16 protein-coding genes are annotated in these 17,450 nt (G+C 71.0%); 5 read left to right on the top strand and 11 right to left on the bottom strand.

Annotated elements, in window-relative coordinates; translation table 11 throughout:
- Positions 1-171: 171 nt before the first annotated feature.
- The 5 genes from trpD to ctaE form a co-directional block, all read right to left on the bottom strand.
- Positions 172-1,236, bottom strand: coding sequence for an anthranilate phosphoribosyltransferase (gene trpD, locus IE271_RS02075; RefSeq protein WP_190188345.1), 1,065 nt, complete (start codon positions 1,234-1,236; stop codon positions 172-174).
- Between the two features lie 185 nt (positions 1,237-1,421).
- Positions 1,422-3,059 (bottom strand): cytochrome bc1 complex cytochrome b subunit, encoded by a 1,638-nt coding sequence (gene qcrB, locus IE271_RS02070; protein ID WP_190188344.1) that lies wholly within the window; start codon positions 3,057-3,059, stop codon positions 1,422-1,424.
- Positions 3,056-4,111: a cytochrome bc1 complex Rieske iron-sulfur subunit gene (gene qcrA / locus IE271_RS02065; protein WP_190188343.1), complete on the bottom strand. Its 1,056-nt coding sequence runs from the start codon at positions 4,109-4,111 to the stop codon at positions 3,056-3,058. The genes qcrB and qcrA overlap by 4 nt, the downstream gene beginning before the upstream one ends.
- Entirely contained in the window at positions 4,108-4,917 is an 810-nt protein-coding gene (gene qcrC / locus IE271_RS02060; protein ID WP_190188342.1) for a cytochrome bc1 complex diheme cytochrome c subunit, read from the bottom strand. Before qcrC ends, qcrA begins: the two co-directional genes overlap by 4 nt.
- Before the next feature lie 62 nt (positions 4,918-4,979).
- Entirely contained in the window at positions 4,980-5,600 is a 621-nt protein-coding gene (gene ctaE / locus IE271_RS02055; protein ID WP_190188341.1) for an aa3-type cytochrome oxidase subunit III, read from the bottom strand.
- 188 nt (positions 5,601-5,788) lie between these two features.
- On the opposite strand from ctaE, the gene IE271_RS02050 reads away from it, so the two are divergent.
- Complete coding sequence (locus tag IE271_RS02050) at positions 5,789-6,190, top strand: response regulator transcription factor (RefSeq protein ID WP_190188340.1); 402 nt, start codon at positions 5,789-5,791, stop codon at positions 6,188-6,190.
- Positions 6,191-6,224: 34 nt separating this feature from the next.
- Here IE271_RS02050 and IE271_RS02045 read toward each other — a convergent pair whose 3' ends face one another.
- From IE271_RS02045 to ctaC, 4 genes are all read right to left on the bottom strand, one after another.
- Entirely contained in the window at positions 6,225-7,493 is a 1,269-nt protein-coding gene (locus tag IE271_RS02045) for a L,D-transpeptidase (protein WP_190188339.1), read from the bottom strand.
- Positions 7,494-7,620: 127 nt separating this feature from the next.
- A complete protein-coding gene (locus IE271_RS02040; RefSeq protein ID WP_190188338.1) occupies positions 7,621-8,019 on the bottom strand; it encodes a cytochrome c oxidase subunit 4 in 399 nt (132 codons plus the stop codon).
- Complete coding sequence (gene ctaD, locus IE271_RS02035) at positions 8,016-9,752, bottom strand: aa3-type cytochrome oxidase subunit I (RefSeq protein WP_190188337.1); 1,737 nt, start codon at positions 9,750-9,752, stop codon at positions 8,016-8,018. The genes IE271_RS02040 and ctaD overlap by 4 nt, the downstream gene beginning before the upstream one ends.
- A complete protein-coding gene (gene ctaC, locus IE271_RS02030) occupies positions 9,749-10,708 on the bottom strand; it encodes an aa3-type cytochrome oxidase subunit II (RefSeq protein ID WP_190188336.1) in 960 nt (319 codons plus the stop codon). The genes ctaD and ctaC overlap by 4 nt, the downstream gene beginning before the upstream one ends.
- A 286-nt stretch (positions 10,709-10,994) precedes the next feature.
- On the opposite strand from ctaC, the gene IE271_RS02025 reads away from it, so the two are divergent.
- Positions 10,995-12,377: a cysteine desulfurase/sulfurtransferase TusA family protein gene (locus IE271_RS02025; RefSeq protein WP_190188335.1), complete on the top strand. Its 1,383-nt coding sequence runs from the start codon at positions 10,995-10,997 to the stop codon at positions 12,375-12,377.
- Positions 12,378-12,435: 58 nt separating this feature from the next.
- On the opposite strand, the gene IE271_RS02020 is transcribed toward IE271_RS02025, so the two are convergent.
- Positions 12,436-13,410 (bottom strand): carbohydrate kinase family protein, encoded by a 975-nt coding sequence (locus IE271_RS02020; RefSeq protein WP_190188334.1) that lies wholly within the window; start codon positions 13,408-13,410, stop codon positions 12,436-12,438.
- Positions 13,411-13,543: 133 nt separating this feature from the next.
- Here IE271_RS02020 and IE271_RS02015 point away from each other — a divergent pair, with 133 nt between their 5' ends.
- Both IE271_RS02015 and IE271_RS02010 read left to right on the top strand, forming a co-directional pair.
- Positions 13,544-13,753 carry a hypothetical protein gene (locus IE271_RS02015; protein WP_190188333.1) on the top strand — a complete coding sequence of 70 codons (210 nt, stop codon included), beginning with the start codon at positions 13,544-13,546 and terminating at the stop codon, positions 13,751-13,753.
- Between the two features lie 158 nt (positions 13,754-13,911).
- On the top strand, positions 13,912-15,378 hold the full coding sequence (locus IE271_RS02010; protein WP_308435147.1) for a hypothetical protein: 1,467 nt from the start codon (positions 13,912-13,914) through the stop codon (positions 15,376-15,378).
- Between the two features lie 99 nt (positions 15,379-15,477).
- Here IE271_RS02010 and erpA read toward each other — a convergent pair whose 3' ends face one another.
- Positions 15,478-15,834: an iron-sulfur cluster insertion protein ErpA gene (gene erpA, locus IE271_RS02005; protein ID WP_067280313.1), complete on the bottom strand. Its 357-nt coding sequence runs from the start codon at positions 15,832-15,834 to the stop codon at positions 15,478-15,480.
- A gap of 332 nt (positions 15,835-16,166) precedes the next feature.
- On the opposite strand from erpA, the gene nadA reads away from it, so the two are divergent.
- Entirely contained in the window at positions 16,167-17,351 is a 1,185-nt protein-coding gene (gene nadA / locus IE271_RS02000) for a quinolinate synthase NadA (RefSeq protein WP_190188332.1), read from the top strand.
- Positions 17,352-17,450 lie beyond the last annotated feature (99 nt).

Genomic DNA, 17,450 nt, shown 5'->3' with positions numbered 1-17,450 from the left:
ACGGCCGGGACCGGCCGCCCGGTGCGGCGGCTCCGGGCGTGAAGGGGCCGCAGGAGGTCTGCGGTTCGCGCAGCGCCTCTCGCGTACAGCGCCTCGTCCCGCGGGCGCTTCCGTCCGGCACGCGCCCCGCCGGGAGCGCGTGCCGGACCCCGGCGGCGGACCGCCGGGGCGTCACGCGTTGGTGGCCGCCACCCAGCGCTCCAGCGTCCGCGCCGCCGCGCCCGAGTCGATGGACTCGGCGGCCCTCTCCATGCCCGCGCGGATCTGCTCGGCGAGCGGGCCCTCGCCCGGCTCCAGGGCGGCCAGGGCGGCGGCCGAGTTGAGCAGCACCGCGTCCCGTACGGGCCCCTTCTCGCCGTTCAGCAGGCGGCGGGCCACGTCCGCGTTGTACGAGGCGTCGGCTCCGCGCAGGGCCTCCACGGGGACCAGGTCGATGCCGACGTCGCGCGGGTCGAAGGTCTCCTCGCGCACCTGCCCGTCGCGCACGACCCACACCCGGGAGGTCGACGTGGTGGTCAGCTCGTCGAGGCCGTCGTCGCCGCGGAAGACCAGCGAGGAGTGGCCGCGCTCGGCGAAGACGCCGGCCACGATGGGCGCCATGCGCGGGTCGGCGACGCCCACCGCCTGCGCCTTCACGCGCGCGGGGTTGGTGAGCGGGCCGAGGAAGTTGAAGACGGTCCGGATGCCGAGCTGGCCGCGGGCCACGCCCACGTGGCGCAGGGCGGGGTGGAACTTCACCGCGAAGCAGAAGGTGATCCCGGCCTCCTCGGCGACCTCGGCGACCCGCTTCGGGGTCAGCTCCAGATTGACGCCGAGCTTCTCCAGGACGTCGGAGGCGCCGGAGGCAGAGGAGGCCGCGCGGTTGCCGTGCTTGACGACCTTCGCGCCCGTGCCGGCGACGACGATCGCGGACATGGTGGAGATGTTGACGGTCCTGGCGCCGTCGCCGCCCGTGCCGACGATGTCGACGGTCCGCCCCGGTACCTCGATCACGTTGGCGTGCTCGTACATCGCCCGGACCAGGCCGGTGATCTCGTCGACCGTCTCGCCCTTGGCCCGCAGCGCCACCGCGAACCCGGCGATCTGCACGTCCGTCGCCTCGCCGCGCATGATGCGGTCCATCGCCCAGGCCGTGTCGGCGGCGCTCTGGTCGCGGCCGTCGAGCAGTCCGTTCAGCACCCGGGGCCAGGAACGGCCCGCCGTGGTGTCGCCTCCAGCGGGGGTCACAGCGCTCATCGGCCGCTCCTGGGGTCCGTCCCGCTCACGGGACATCCAACGGGTTCTCCGCGGCGCGTGCGGGGCGCCGGCGGGACGGCTCCACCCTATCGGCCCCCGGAACGGCGAAGAGCCCCGTCCATGCACTGGACGGGGCCCTCGCCGTGGCGATCGACGGTGATCAGTGGCCGTTCACGGCCGGGGGGTCAGTGGTGGCCGTGGCCGCTGGTGATCTCCCGGTACTCCTCGGCGGTCGGCTTGGCGATCTGGCTGTCCTCGCCGTAGTAGGACTCGCTCAGTTTCGCCCGCAGCTTCTCCGAGCGCTTGACCTTGCGCTCGACGCCGTTCTCGTCGACCGTCGGGCCGATCTCGGCGGGCTTGTACTGCTCGTGCGCCGTGAGGGTGTGCAGCTGCTCCTGGCTGAGCGGCTCGTGCACCTCGATGAACTCACCGTGCGGCAGGCGCTTGATGATGCCCGACTCGCGGCCGTGCAGCACCTTCTCCTTGTCGCGGCGCTGCAGGCCGAGGCAGATCCGCTTGGTGATGATGAACGCGACGACCGGGCCGACGAAGAACGCGATGCGGACGAACCAGGTGACCGCGTTCAGCGACATGTGGAAGTGCGTCGCGATGATGTCGTTGCCACCGCCGAGCAGACCCACCAGGTAGGCGGTGGCCCAGGCGACGCCGAAAGCCGTGCGGGTCGGCGCGTTGCGCGGGCGGTCCAGGATGTGGTGCTCGCGCTTGTCGCCGGTGACCCAGGACTCGATGAACGGGTAGACGGCGATGACGCCCAGCAGCAGCCCGAAGAGGACCAGCGGGATGAACACGCCCAGGACGAGCGTGTGGCCCCAGAAGTTGATCTCCCAGCCCGGCATGGCGCGGACCAGACCCTCGGCGAAGCCCATGTACCAGTCGGGCTGGGCGCCGGTGGACACCTGGTCCGGGCGGTACGGGCCCAGGGCCCAGATCGGGTTGATCGAGGCGATGCCCGCGATGAGCGCGATCACGCCGAAGACCAGGAAGAAGAAGCCTCCGGCCTTCGCCATGTACACCGGCAGCAGGGGCATGCCCACCACGTTGGTGTTGGTCTTGCCGGGACCCGCGAACTGCGTGTGCTTGTGGTAGAAGACCAGGATCAGGTGCGCCACCATCAGGCCGAGCATGATGCCCGGCAGCAGCAGGATGTGGATCGAGTAGAAGCGGGCCACGAAGTCGCCGCCCGGGAACTCGCCGCCGAACAGGAACATCGAGATGTACGTGCCGACGATCGGCACGGACAGGATCGCGCCCTGCGTGAAGCGGACACCGGTGCCGGAGAGCAGGTCGTCCGGGAGCGAGTAGCCGGTGAAACCGGTGAACATGCCCAGGACGAGCAGCAGGAAGCCGAACAGCCAGTTGATCTCACGCGGCTTGCGGAACGCGCCGGTGAAGAACACGCGCATCATGTGCACGAACATGCCGGCGATGAAGATCAGCGCGGCCCAGTGGTGGATCTGCCGGATGAGCAGACCGCCGCGGACCTCGAAGCTGATGTGCAGCGTCGAGTTGAACGCCTCGCTCATCAGCTGGCCCTGCAGCGGGACGTAGCTGCCGTGGTACTCCACCTCGTTCATCGACGGGTGGAAGAACAGCGTCAGGTACACACCCGTGAGGATGATGATGATGAAGCTGTACATGCAGATCTCGCCCAGCATGAACGACCAGTGGTCGGGGAAGATCTTGCGCATGTTGGCCTTGGCCAGGGAGTAGATCCCGAGCCGGCCGTCCGCCCAGTCGGCGATCCGCTCGCCGGCCGGGGCTTTCCCGCGCGAGCGCGAGTCGGTCGTGGTCGAAGTGCTCATCCGCGCTCCCAGAAAGCAGGACCGACGGGCTCTTCGAAGTCGCCGAGCGCCTCGAGGTAGCCCTCATCGTTCACGCCGATGCGCAGCTGCGGCAGGGCGTGACCCGCGGGGCCGAAGATCACTCGGGCACCGTCGGAGAGGTCGAAGGTGGACTGGTGGCAGGGGCAGAGCACGTGGTGCGTCTGCTGCTCGTACAGGGAGATCGGGCAACCGACGTGGGTGCAGATCTTCGAGTACGCCACGATGCCCTCGTGGGACCACTCGAGTTCCCGCTTGTCCTTGATGTCGTCGGGCTGCAGCCGGACGATCATCAGGGCCGCCTTGGCGATCTCGTTCTGGAAATCGTGGTCGTGCTCCTCCAGGCCCTCGGGCTTGGCGAAGGTCAGCGACCCCACGGCGACGTCGGAGGGACGCAGCGGCTCGTCGGTGTTCATGTTGACGAGCAGCTTGCCCTTGCGCCAGATGGTGTGCCGCAGCTTCTCCTCGGGCAGCGGGCCCAGGTCGCGCAGCAGGACGACACCGGAGAGCGGGACCAGGGCCAGCGCGCCGAACATCGTGTTGCGGATCAGCTTGCGGCGGCCCAGCTGCGACTCCTCGGCACCCAGCCGGAAGTCCGCCTTGACCTTCTCGCTGACCTCGGCCGGCGCCTCGATCGCGTGGCGCTCGTCGGCGATCTCCACGTCGGACATCAGGGTGCGGGCCCAGTGGACCGCGCCCGCGCCGATGGTGAACAGCGCCACGCCGAGCGTCACGCCCAGCGCGAAGTTCTGCGCGCTGATGTGCCCGAGCGGGAAGAGGTAGATCGACTTGTCGTGCGGGATGGCCACGTAGGAGGCGATGAAGCCGATGGTGGCCAGCATGGACACCGTGAACAGCAGGGCGACCACGCGCTCGGAGCGCTTGGCTGCCCGCTCGTCGATGTCCTGGATCCGGTGCTCGTGCGGCGGCATGCCGGGGTCGGCGAACGGGTCGCCCTCCACGGTGCCCACCGCGCCGTGCGCGTGGCCCTGCTCAGCGGGCAGGTTCTTCTCGGGAATGTCTTGGCTACTCATGACTTCTTGGCCTTTGCGGTCCGAGCGGCGACCCAGGCGGCGACGGCGATCAGGGTGCCGAGGCCGAAGATCCAGCCGAAGAGGCCCTCGCTGACCGGCCCGAGGCCGCCCAGCTCCAGACCGCCGGCGCTCTCCGTCTTGTCACCGTTGACCGCGTCGAGGTAAGCGATGATGTCCTTCTTGTTCTTCTCCGACAGCGTGGTGTCGGGGAAGGACGGCATGTTCTGCGGGCCGGTCTGCATGGCCTCGTAGATGTGCTTCGCGGAGACGCCTTCGAGGTTCGGGGCGAACTTGCCGTTCGTCAGCGCGCCGCCCTTGCCGGTGAAGTTGTGGCACTGGGCGCAGTTGGTGCGGAACAGCTCACCGCCGGCGGCGATGTCGGCGCCCTCGGGCCCGTACTTCTCCTCGGTCGGCACGGCGGGACCGGCGCCCAGCGAAGCGATGTAGGCCGCGAGCTGGTCGATCTCGGCCTGCGTGTAGATGACCTTCTTCTTCGGCACCTGCGCGCCGGGCTGCTGGGCCGGCATACGGCCGGTGCCGACCTGGAAGTCGACGGCCGCCGCGCCCACACCCACCAGCGACGGGCCGTCGGAGGTGCCCTGACCCCCGGTGCCGTGGCACGTGGCACAGCCGACGGAATAGAGCTTCTTGCCCTCGTCGATGGCCATCGACTGGGCGGTTTCCTCGGCCTGTGCCTTGCCCGCGGGCGCGAACACGGCGTACAGCCCCCCGGTGGCCGCCAGCGCGAGGAGGAGAACGACGACCGCCGCCAGCGGATGGCGTCGTCGTGCGGAGAGCTTTTTCACGGATTACCCCGGTGTCAGGATCTTCTGCGTCGGTGCTTCTGGACTGTGCGGGAGCGGACCCGCTACTTGATCATGTAGATCGTGGCGAAGAGGCCGATCCAGACGACATCGACGAAGTGCCAGTAGTAGGACACGACGATGGCGGCGGTCGCCTGCTCGTGGGTGAACCTCCGCGCCGCGTAGGTGCGGCCGAGGACCAGCAGGAAGGCGATGAGACCACCCGTCACGTGCAGGCCGTGGAAGCCGGTGGTCAGGTAGAACACCGAGCCGTACGGGTCGGACGAGAGCGAGAGGCCCTCGTGCTTGACCAGCTCGGTGTACTCGTACACCTGACCGCCGATGAAGATCGCGCCCATGACGAAGGTGACGATGAACCACATCCTGAGCTTCTTCACGTCACCGCGCTCGGCGGCGAACACGCCGAGCTGACAGGTGAGGGAGGAGAGCACCAGGATCGTGGTGTTGGTCGCCGAGAACGGGAAGTTCAAGGCCGAGGCCTTCTCGCTCCAGAACTCGGGACCGGTCACCGATCGCAGGGTGAAGTACATCGCGAAGAGGGCCGCGAAGAACATCAGCTCGGAACTCAGCCAGATGATGGTTCCGACGCTGGTGAGGTTCGGTCGATTGACCGACGGGTGCGCGTGCCCGGTTTCTACTGTCGTTGCTGTCGCCACGACCGACATTATGTCGGTCGCTTATCCCGCCCTCACTCCGGGGGGTGCCGTTCGGAGTGTCTGCGGGGTGTGTCCTGCCCGTATGGCCCAGCCGACCCCCGTACGGGACGGTGTCGACGGGCGGGGGGAGGGAGTAGCATCCGCGCAAGGTTCACACACCCGTACAACGCCGACGTCGCCGAAGTCACGGAGGAACTATGCAGCCGACCGCCACGGTGCTGGTCTACAGCGACGACTCCACCACCCGCGAACAGGTCCGGCTGGCGACGGGCCGCAGGCCGGCCGCCGACGTCCCGGCCGTCGAGTTCGTCGAGTGCGCGACGCTGCCGGCCGTCCTGAAGGAGCTGGAGCGGGGCGGGGTCGACGTCTGCGTCCTGGACGGCGAGGCCGTGCCGGCGGGCGGCATGGGCGTGTGCCGCCAGATCAAGGACGAGGTCTTCGACTGCCCGCCCGTGCTGCTGCTGATCGGCCGCCCGCAGGACGCCTGGCTGGCCACCTGGAGCCGTGCGGACGCCGCCGTGACGCAGCCGGTGGACCCGGTGGAGTTCGCGGACGCGCTGGCCGCCCTGCTGCGCCGGCGGACCGCCGTGGGCGCCTGACGGGCCCCGCCCCGCGGGCGGCGGGCCCGGCCCCTCAGAGGGCCTGCGGGCGCAGCCGCGCACGCTCCGCGCGACGGGGTCCGTCCTGGGCCCCGTCACCCGTCAGAGCGCTCCCCTTGCGCCATTCCGCCCAGCCGAGGTTCCAGTCCCCGTAGCCGTTGCCGAAGGACTCCATGGTCTCGCCGTCGGAGTTGACGACCTGGACGACGTCGCCCTCGCGCACGGTCTCGAAGAACCACTTCGCCTCGGCGGTGCTCATGCCGGTGCAGCCGTGGCTGACGTTGGCGTAGCCCTGCGACCCCACCGACCAGGGCGCCGCGTGCACGTACTCGCCGCTCCAGGTCACCCGGGTGGCGTAGTGCACCTTCAGGTCGTAGGACTCGGTGGAGCCCTCCGCGATGCCGATGGTCGTACCGCGCATGCGTACGAGGCGCTCCTTGCCGAGCACCACCTTGACGCCGTTGCGGGTCTCGAAGCCGGGCTTGCCGGTGGTCACCGGGATACGCCGTACGACCCGGCCGTTGCGGTGGACGGTCATCGTGTGCGCGGCGGCGTCCGTCACCGCCACCACGCGGTCGCCGGTACGGAATTCGAGCGGGTCCGCCTCGCCGCCCCACAGCCGCTCGCCCACCCGGACGCCCCGCAGGCCGCTGCGGGCCACCACGGTGGCGTGGGCGGGCCAGTACTCCCTGGGGCGGTAGTGCAGCGTCCTGTCGTCCACCCAGTGCCAGGAGCCCTGCACCGCGGGCGTCGACTCCACGTGCAGCCCGCGCTCGACGACGGCGCGGGCCGCCCTGTCCCGGACGGGCTCGCCGAGTTCGGCGACGACGGGCTGGCCGACCCCGAACGTGCCCTGCCCGGGGCCGAACGTGACGGTGAGCCGCTTCCTGGCGGTGGGCGCGCTGGTGTCGAGGAGGAGGACCCGGCGGCCGGGCTCGCCCCTCTCGTTCTCCGTGCTCACGCGGACCGTGTAGCGGGTCCCCGCGGCGAGCGGCGAGGTGCTGTGCCAGCGGCTGCCGTCGGCGGACAGCTCGCCCGCCACGCGGCGCCCCGAGGCGTCGGCGGCCGTGACGTCCGTGATGCGCCCCTTCTCGTCCTTGAGGGTGACGGACAGGGGCCGGTCGGGGTCGGCCGTCCGGCCGCGGCCCACCGGGCCGTCGAAGGCGATCTGGTCCGCCGCGTCGTACGGCCGGGCCGCGAGCGGGTGACCGCCCCGCTCGTCGCACGCGGTGCCGCCCGCGACGAGGACGGCCACCAGCAGGGTGCAGCCGACGACGGTGCGGGTGCGCGGTGAGTGGCTCATGGGCCCACGCTAGGGAGGCCGCCGGGGCCCGGCGCGGCGAGTGATCCGTGTGGGGGACGGGCGCGGGGGAAACACGGGAGCCCGGACCTCCTGACGGAGTGTCCGGGCTCCCGGTGCTCAGCGCGTGCTACTGGGTGCGGTTCTCACCGCGGTAGTACTCGAAGACCCAGCCCCACAGGCCGATCAGCAGGATCGGCGCCGAGAAGAACATCAGCCACCAGCCGAAGACGACGCCCAGGAAGGCGAGGGCGCCACCGACGGCCAGGGAGAGCGGCTGCCAGCTGTGCGGGCTGAAGAAGCCCAGCTCACCGGCGTCGTCCGCGACGTCGGCCTCCTTGTTGTCCTGCGCGCCCGCGTCGACCCGCCGGGCCGTGAAGGCCAGGTAGAAGCCGATCATGATGCTCAGGCCGAAGGCCAGGAAGAGCGCCGTGGTGCCGGCCGGCTCCTTCGACCACACGCCATAGACGATCGCCATGACGAGGATGAAGACGGCCAGCCAGATGAACATCTTGCCCTGGATCTTCACTTGCCGGCCTCCTTCTCACCCGCGAGGGCCTTCTCACCGTGACCGACGTTCTCGAGCTGGTCGAGCGCGGCGATCTCGGGGTGGTGCAGGTCGAAGGCCGGGGATTCGCTGCGGATCCGCGGCAGGACCAGGAAGTTGTGGCGCGGCGGCGGGCAGGACGTGGCCCACTCCAGCGACCGGCCGTAGCCCCACGGGTCGTCGACCTCGACGGGCTTGCCGTACTTGGCGGTCTTCCAGACGTTGTAGAAGAACGGCAGGATCGACAGGCCGAGCAGGAACGAGCTGATCGTCGAGATCGTGTTCAGCGCGGTGAAGCCGTCGGCCGCGAGGTAGTCCGCGTACCGGCGCGGCATGCCCTCGGCGCCCAGCCAGTGCTGGACCAGGAACGTGCCGTGGAAGCCGATGAACAGCGTCCAGAAGGTGATCTTGCCGAGCCGCTCGTCCAGCATCTTGCCCGTGAACTTCGGCCACCAGAAGTGGAAGCCGGCGAACATCGCGAAGACCACGGTGCCGAAGACGACGTAGTGGAAGTGCGCGACGACGAAGTACGAGTCGGAGACGTGGAAGTCCATCGGCGGCGACGCCAGGATGACACCGGTCAGACCGCCGAAGGTGAAGGTGATCAGGAAGCCGATCGTCCACAGCATCGGCGTCTCGAAGGACAGCGAGCCCTTCCACATCGTGCCGATCCAGTTGAAGAACTTCACGCCGGTGGGGACGGCGATGAGGAACGTCATGAAGGAGAAGAACGGCAGGAGCACGCCGCCGGTGACGTACATGTGGTGCGCCCACACGGTCACGGACAGGCCGGCGATGGCGATGGTGGCGCCGATCAGGCCCATGTAGCCGAACATCGGCTTGCGCGAGAAGACCGGGATGATCTCGGAGATGATCCCGAAGAACGGCAGCGCGATGATGTACACCTCTGGGTGGCCGAAGAACCAGAAGAGGTGCTGCCACAGCAGCGCTCCGCCGTTGGCCGCGTCGAAGACGTGGGCACCGAACTTGCGGTCCGCCTCCAGGGCGAACAGCGCGGCCGCGAGGACCGGGAAGGCCAGCAGCACCAGCACACCGGTGAGCAGCACGTTCCAGGTGAAGATCGGCATGCGGAACATCGTCATGCCGGGGGCGCGCATGCAGATGATCGTGGTGATGAAGTTGACCGCGCCGAGGATCGTGCCGAAGCCGGAGAGGGCCAGACCCATGATCCACATGTCGGCGCCGACGCCCGGCGAGCGGACCGCGTCCGACAGCGGGGAGTAGGCGAACCAGCCGAAGTCGGCCGCGCCCTGCGGGGTGAGGAAGCCGCCCACCGCGATCGTCGAGCCGATCAGGTAGAGCCAGTAGGCGAACATGTTCAGCCGCGGGAACGCCACGTCGGGCGCGCCGATCTGCAGCGGCATGATCCAGTTCGCGAAGCCGGCGAACAGCGGGGTGGCGAACATCAGCAGCATGATCGTGCCATGCATGGTGAACGCCTGGTTGAACTGCTCGTTCGACATGATCTGCAGGCCCGGACGGGCCAGCTCGGCGCGCATGAGGAGCGCCATCACGCCGCCGATGCAGAAGAAGATGAAGGACGTGATCAGGTACAGCGAGCCGATCGTCTTGTGGTCAGTGGTGGTCATCCACTTGACGACGAGCTCACCGCGGCGCTGACGCCGGACCGGCACTTCGTCCTGGTAGGTGCCTGCTGCGGTGGCGGCACCCTGGGGTTCGTTGAGGATGCTCACAGGATGTTCGACTCCCGGTTCTTCTCGTGGCCCGCCTGCTCAATGCCCGAGGGGACGTAACCGGTCTGGCCCTTCTCGGCGAGCTCCTTGAGGTGGGCCTCGTAGCGCTCGGGCGAGACGACCTTCACGTTGAAGAGCATCCGGGAGTGGTCGACGCCGCAGAGTTCGGCGCACTTGCCCAGGAAGGTGCCCTCCTTGTTGGGGGTCACCTGGAAGGAGTTGGTGTGGCCCGGGATGACGTCCTGCTTCATGAGGAACGGCACCACCCAGAAGGAGTGGATGACGTCGCGCGAGGTCAGGACGAAGCGGACCGTCTTGCCCTTGGGCAGCCAGAGGGTCGGGCCGGGGTTGTTCGTCTGCGGGTTCCGCGTGCTGGGGATGCCGGCGTCGTAGACGCCGCCCGCGTTCGCCGGGAAGTCCTTCTTGTACCGGTCCGGAATGGCGTCCAGGTTCTTGTCGGTCTTCGCGTCGCCCGTCGAGCCCTCGACGTCCTCGACGTAGTTGAAGGCCCAGCTCCACTGGTAGCCGACGACGTTGACGGTGACGTCGGGCTTCTTGGACATGTCCAGGAGCTTCGACTCGTCACGGGCGGTGAAGTAGAACAGCACCGAGACGATGATCAGGGGGACGACCGTGTACAGCGCCTCGATGGGCATGTTGTACCGGGTCTGCGGAGGTACCTCGACCTTGGTGCGGCTGCGCCGGTGGAAGAAAGCACTCCACAGGATCAGGCCCCACACCAGCACGCCGACGGCGAGCGCGGCGGCCCAGGAACCCTGCCACAGGGAGAGGATCCGCGGAGCCTCTTCCGTGGTCGGGGTGGGCATGCCGAGGCGGGGGAAGTCCTCGTATGTGCAACCGGTGGCGGTCGCCAGGACCAGGCCCGCGGTCAGTGCCTGCAGCAGCTTCCGCCGCATCGGGCGCCGCGGCGAGCGGTCGGAGCCGTTGGGACTCACGTAGCGCCTTCCCGAGAGTCTCGCCCGCGCGGTCGGCTGCGGCCTTCTCGCTGGTCGGTCGCCGCCCTGCGTCGGGCAGGGGTTTGGATGTTTATGCGGACCAAACCCTACTGGACGCCATTTGGGGTCGCGCGGGGAGGGTGCCCAACGCGCCGTCCGACTCCCCGAAGGGGTGGACGCGGGCATTCCGCGGGGGGATCGCGGCACCCGACGGACCTGGGCGGTCCGCCTCCTGACGGGCCCTCGGCCCGGGACCGGCGTCCGGGCCAGGGGTTAGCGTGTCGCCGTGCCCTACTTCGACGCCGCCTCCGCCGCCCCCCTGCACCCCGTGGCCCGGCAGGCCCTGCTGGCCTCCCTCGACGAGGGCTGGGCCGACCCCGCCCGGCTGTACCGGGAGGGACGCCGGGCCCGGCTGCTGCTGGACGCGGCGCGCGAGGCGGCCGCCGAGGCGGTGGGCTGCCGTCCGGACGAGCTGGCCTTCACCTCCTCGGGCACCACGGCGGTGCACTCCGGGATCGCCGGGGCGCTGGCCGGGCGGCGCCGGGCCGGGCGGCACCTGGTCGTGTCCGCCGTCGAACACTCGTCGGTGCTCCATTCGGCGGACACGCACCGCGCCGCGGGCGGCACGGTCACCGAGGTGCCGGTGGACCGCGCGGGCGCGGCCGGTGCGGAGGCGTACGCCGCCGCGCTGCGCGAGGACACCGCGCTGGCCTGCCTGCAGTCCGCCAACCACGAGGTGGGCACGGTGCAGCCGGTCGCCGAGGTGGCGCAGGCGTGCCGGGAGGCCGGGGTGCCGCTGCTGGTGGACGCGGCCCAGTCGCTGGCCTGGGGTCCGGTGGAGGGCGCGTGGTCGCTGCTGACGGGGAGCGCCCACAAATGGGGCGGGCCGTCGGGGGTGGGGCTGCTCGTGGTGCGCAAGGGGACGCGGTTCGCGCCGCAGGGCCCGGCCGACGAGCGGGAGTCCGGGCGCGCGCCGGGCTTCCCCGACCTGCCCGCGATCGTGGCCGCGGCGGCCTCGCTGCGGGCCGTGCGCGCCGAGGCGGCGGCGGAGGCGGCCCGGCTGCGGGAGCTGACGGAGCGGATCCGCGCCCGGGTGCCGGAGCTGGTGCCGGACGTGGAGGTGGTCGGCGACCCGGAGCGGCGGCTGCCGCACCTGGTCACGTTCTCCTGTCTCTACGTGGACGGCGAGAGCCTGCTGCACGCGTTGGACCGGGCGGGTTACTCCGTCTCCTCCGGCTCGTCCTGCACGAGCAGCACGCTCACCCCGAGCCACGTGCTGAAGGCGATGGGGGTGCTGAGCGAGGGCAACGTCCGGGTGTCCCTGCCCCCGGGCACGGCCGCCGGGGACGTGGAGGGGTTCCTGCGGGTGCTGCCGGAGGCGGTCGCGGCCGTCCGCGCCCAGCTGGGCGCCCCGGCGGCCGCGCCGCGGGCCGTGCCCCGCGGGGACGAACTGGTCGTGGACGCGCTCGGCCGGCGCTGCCCCGTTCCGGTGATCGAGCTGGCGAAGGTGATCGGCGACGTGCCCCTGGGCGGCACGGTCCGGGTCCTGTCCGACGACGAGGCCGCGCGCCTGGACGTCCCGGCGTGGTGCGAGATGCGCGGCCAGGAGTACGTCGGCGAGGAGCCGGCGGAGCGGGGCGCGGCGTACGTGGTGCGCCGCCTGGTGTAGCGGCCCGCGGGAAGGGGGGAGGAGCGTGTCCGCCCCTCCCCCCTTCCCGCGGTACGGCTCAGAGCAGGTGCTTCTTGACCTCGGAGGCGGCGTCCTCGCCGTAGGCCCCGGTGAAGCGCTCCATGAAGTGGGCGCGGCGCAGCTGGTACTCCTGGGTGCCCAGCGTCTCGATCACCAGCGTGGCGAGCATGCAGCCGACCTGGGCGGCGCGCTCCAGGGAGACGCCCCAGGCCAGGCCGGACAGGAAGCCGGCGCGGAAGGCGTCGCCCACGCCGGTGGGATCGACCTTGGCGGTCTCCTGGGGGACGCCGACCTCGATCGGGTCCTCGCCCTTGCGCTCGATGCGGACGCCGCGCGCGCCGAGGGTGGTCACGCGGTGGCCGACCCGGCCCAGGATCTCCTCGTCGGACCAGCCGGTCTTGGACTCGATGAGCCCCTTCTCGTACTCGTTGGAGAAGAGGTAGGTCGCCCCGTCCAGCAGTATCCGGATCTCCTCGCCGTCCATACGGGCGATCTGCTGGGAGAAGTCGGCCGCGAAGGGGATGGAGCGGGAGCGGCACTCCTCCGTGTGGCGCAGCATCGCCTCCGGGTCGTCCGCGCCGATCAGGACCAGGTCGAGGCCGCCGACGCGGTCCGCGACGGTCTTCAGCTCGATGAGGCGGGCCTCGCTCATGGCGCCGGTGTAGAAGGAGCCGATCTGGTTGTGGTCGGCGTCCGTGGTGCACACGAAGCGCGCGGTGTGCAGCGTCTCGGAGATGCGCACCGACTCGGTGTCGACGCCGTGCCGGTCCAGCCAGGCGCGGTACTCGTCGAAGTCGGCGCCCGCGGCGCCGACGAGGACCGGCGAGCTGCCCAGCTGGCCCATGCCGAAGGCGATGTTCGCGCCGACGCCGCCCCGGCGCACGTTCAACTTGTCGACCAGGAAGGACAGGGAGACCGTGTGCAACTGGTCCGCGACGAGCTGGTCGGCGAAGCGGCCGGGGAAGGTCATGAGGTGGTCGGTGGCGATGGAGCCGGTGACTGCGATACGCACGGCGAGGACACGCTCCTGCGGGGATGATGGACTGACAGTTCACGCTACCCGGTCGTCACCCTGCTCAGAAGCAGGGGAAACTACGCGATAGTAGGGCTTTTCCTCCTGGCTCCGGGGTGCTTACGGTGCCCCCATGACGCATCCGAAGGTCCACGGTTCCGCTTCACCCGAGCACGAGGAGGGCCTGGCGGCGCTGCGCGGCGACTGCGTCCGCATGGCCCCGCACTGGGCGGCGCCCGTCCGGACCGCCCCGCGGCCGGTGCCGCCGTCCCGCATCCACGGCGTGTCCGTGCCCCCGGCCTCCGCCCGGCTGCTGGACGCCATGTCCGACTACGGCGACTGACCGGACACCGACAAGAAAAGGGCGCATCGGGGAACCGGGCGCTTCCGTGCCGCGTCCCATCGCCGTCCCGGTGAAGGGGACGCCGGTCACGACGGGGCGTCCCGGCCGGGCCGGGCCGGGCTCCCCCGGCCCGGCGGCACGGCAGAAGGAGCGATGCGGTGAACGCGGTGAACACCGAGCGGCCCGAGGACGAAGCGGCCCGGCCGCCCCGGCGGCGTTCCAGGGCGGCCGTCGCCTCGGTCGCGGCCGCGGTCCTGCTCGTCGCGGGCGGTGCGGCGTACGTCGCCGCGACCGCGTCCGGCGGTGACGACGGCGGCCCGGGCGGCCCGGCGGGCGGCGGCGCGCCGCCGCGGCTCGCCCTGGACGACGCCCCGGCCGGCGGCGCGAACGGGATCGCGCCCGGCGAGCCCGACCCCTACGGCACCGTCTACCGCGCCGAGGGCGGCCTTCCCGACGGCCCCCGCTCGGCGGCCGTGTACCGGGCCGAGGGGAAGGTCACCGCGGCCGAGGTGGCCCGGCTCGCGAAGGCGCTCGGCGTGCCGGGCACACCGCGGGCGGAGGGCGGCTCGTGGCGCGTCGGGGAGGGCGGGGACGGCTCCGGCCCGACGCTGCGGGTCGGCGAGCGGGCCCCGGGCACCTGGACGTTCAGCAGGTACGCGCCCGGCGGCGACAACGGCTGCGCCACCCCCGGCAGGTGCAAGGGCCCCGGCGCGTCGCAGGCCGACCCGGTGGACGAGGACACCGCGAAGGAGGCCGCCGCGCCCGTGCTGAAGGCCGTGGGCCAGGACGGGGCGAAGCTGGACGCGGATCAGCTGACGGGGTCCGTGCGCGTCGTGAACGCCGAGCCCGAGATCGGCGGGCTGCCGACGTACGGCTGGACCACCGGTGTCCAGGTCGGCGCGGACGGCCGGGTCGTCGGGGGCAGCGGGCAGCTGAAGGCCCCGGTGGAGAAGGACACGTATCCGGTGCTGGGCGCCCAGGAGACGCTGGAGTCGATGAACGGCTCGTCCGCGGCCCGCGGGCGCGCCGGCATCGGCGGCTGCACCGGTCCCGTACCGCTGGAGGACGGCACGCAGGCGCCGTGCGAGACGTCGGCGACGGCGAGGCCGCAGACCGCTCCGGTCACCGTGGAGAAGGCCGCGTTCGGCCTGGCCGCGCACTCCGTGGGCGGGCGTCCGGCACTGGTGCCGTCCTGGCTGTTCGAGGTGCGGCCGCAGGGCGCGCCGGACACCTCCGTCGTGACGCGCCCGGCGGTCGACCCCGCCTACCTGGCCCCGTCGGGCGGCCCGGACGGTGCGGAGCGGGAGCCGTCGCGGCCGGGCGGCGCGTCGGAGCCCCGCGACGTCGACGTGGAGGCGTACACCGTGGACGGCGAGGAGCTGACCCTGCGCTTCACGGGCGGGGTGTGCAGCGACTACACCGCGACCGTGCGGGAGAGCGCCGAGAAGGTGACGGTCGAGGTGAGCGGGAAGCCCCAGCGGGACCGGCAGGTCTGCATCGCGGTGGCCAGGGTCTACCGCGAGCCGGTGGAGCTGGAGCGCGGGCTCGGCGACCGCGAGGTCGTCGGCACGGACGGCAAGCCGGTGCCGGAGGAGAAGGGGTCGCCCGCGCGGAGCGCCGAGTAGCGCCGGACCCGCCGGACCGCGCGGATCCGCCGGACCTCACACGCCAAGGCGGCGCCCCCCGGAACGGGGGGCGCCGCCTTGGCGCACGGTGGGTGCGGCTCAGCTGAAGGAGTCGCCGCAGGCGCAGGAACCCGTCGCGTTCGGGTTGTCGATCGTGAAGCCCTGCTTCTCGATGGTGTCCACGAAGTCGATGGACGCGCCGCCCAGGTACGGGGCGCTCATGCGGTCGGTGACGACCTTCACGCCGCCGAACTCCTTGACGACGTCGCCGTCGAGGGAGCGCTCGTCGAAGAAGAGCTGGTACCGCAGGCCGGAGCAGCCGCCGGGCTGAACGGCGACGCGGAGCGCCAGGTCGTCACGGCCTTCCTGGTCGAGCAGGGCCTTGACCTTGGCCGCGGCGGCGTCGGTCAGGATGATGCCGTCGGTGACGGTGGTGGTCTCGTCCGATACGGACATCTACATCTCTCCCGGGTTGTACGGAGACTGCTTGCCGACGGTTCCAACCGGCGGGGCCGCGGATTCATTCCGGGCCGGGCACCGTCTTTCGATCCGTGCCCTTCCTCCTCATGCTCGCACATGCGCCGCGGAGCGAGAACCGGCCGGTGGGCGACGTCACCGCCGCGGCGGACAGGCGTCCGGGATTCACGTCACATCGACGCTATGGCCATCGTCAAACTGACGTGAAGCGGTTATGATAGATAACGTCAATTCGACGAAAAGGCATGTCCCACATGTCTCGCCGGACCGGTCAGCGGGCGGCGAACCGCAGAACAGAAAGGGTGCGTGTCGTGACCACCGCCCAGCCCCAGGAGCTCGACGTAGAGCCGACGCCCCTCGCCCTGCTGCTGCTCGGCCGCGAGGCCGACCCCAGGAGCGAGCGCGGCGTCGAGTGCCCCGGCGACCTCCCCTCGCCGTCCGACCCGGACCTGGTGGAGCGCGCCCGCGCGGCCAAGGAGAAGCTCGGGGACAAGGTCTTCGTGCTCGGCCACCACTACCAGCGCGACGAGGTCATCCAGTTCGCGGACGTCACGGGCGACTCCTTCAAGCTCGCGCGGGACGCCGCCGCCCGCCCGGAGGCCGAGTACATCGTCTTCTGCGGCGTGCACTTCATGGCCGAGTCGGCCGACATCCTGACCTCCGACGACCAGAAGGTCGTCCTGCCGGACCTGGCCGCCGGCTGCTCGATGGCCGACATGGCCACCGCCGAGCAGGTCGCCGAGTGCTGGGACGTGCTGACCGAGGCGGGGATCGCCGAGCAGGTCGTGCCCGTCTCGTACATGAACTCGTCGGCGGACATCAAGGCCTTCACCGGCAAGCACGGCGGCACGATCTGCACGTCCTCCAACGCCCGCCGGGCCCTGGAGTGGGCGTTCGAGCAGGGCGAGAAGGTGCTCTTCCTGCCCGACCAGCACCTGGGCCGCAACACCGCCGTGCGGGACATGGGGATGTCCCTGGACGACTGCGTGGTCTACAACCCGCACAAGCCGGGCGGCGGGCTCACGCCCGAGCAGCTGCGCGACGCGAGGATGATCCTGTGGCGCGGGCACTGCTCCGTGCACGGCCGGTTCAGCCTGGACTCGGTGAACGACGTGCGCGAGCGCATCCCCGGCGTGAACGTCCTCGTCCACCCCGAGTGCAGGCACGAGGTCGTCGCCGCGGCCGACTACGTGGGGTCCACGGAGTACATCATCAAGGCGCTGGAGGCGGCCCCGGCCGGCTCCAAGTGGGCGATCGGCACGGAGCTGAACCTGGTCCGCCGTCTGGCGAACCGTTTCGCTCCCGAGGGCAAGGAGATCGTCTTCCTCGACCGGACGGTCTGCTTCTGCTCGACGATGAACCGCATCGACCTCCCCCACCTGGTGTGGACCCTGGAGTCCCTGGCCGAGGGCACCCTGGTCAACCGCATCGAGGTCGACAAGGAGACGGAGGCGTTCGCGAAGCTGGCGCTGGAGCGGATGCTGGCGCTGCCGTAGCGGACCCGCGGGGCCCCGGCGCGCCGGGGCCCCGCGCACTGGAGTGGCGGTGCACCGGAGTCCCGGCGGGCTGCGGGCACCTTCCCGGAACGGCGCAGA

Origin of the sequence: Streptomyces minutiscleroticus (genome assembly GCF_014650875.1) — a bacterium.
In the GTDB taxonomy this organism is placed as follows: Bacteria; Actinomycetota; Actinomycetes; order Streptomycetales; family Streptomycetaceae; genus Streptomyces; species Streptomyces minutiscleroticus.
The sequence above is the reverse complement of the archived record's forward strand: the minus strand, read 5'-3'. Positions and strand labels throughout refer to the sequence as shown.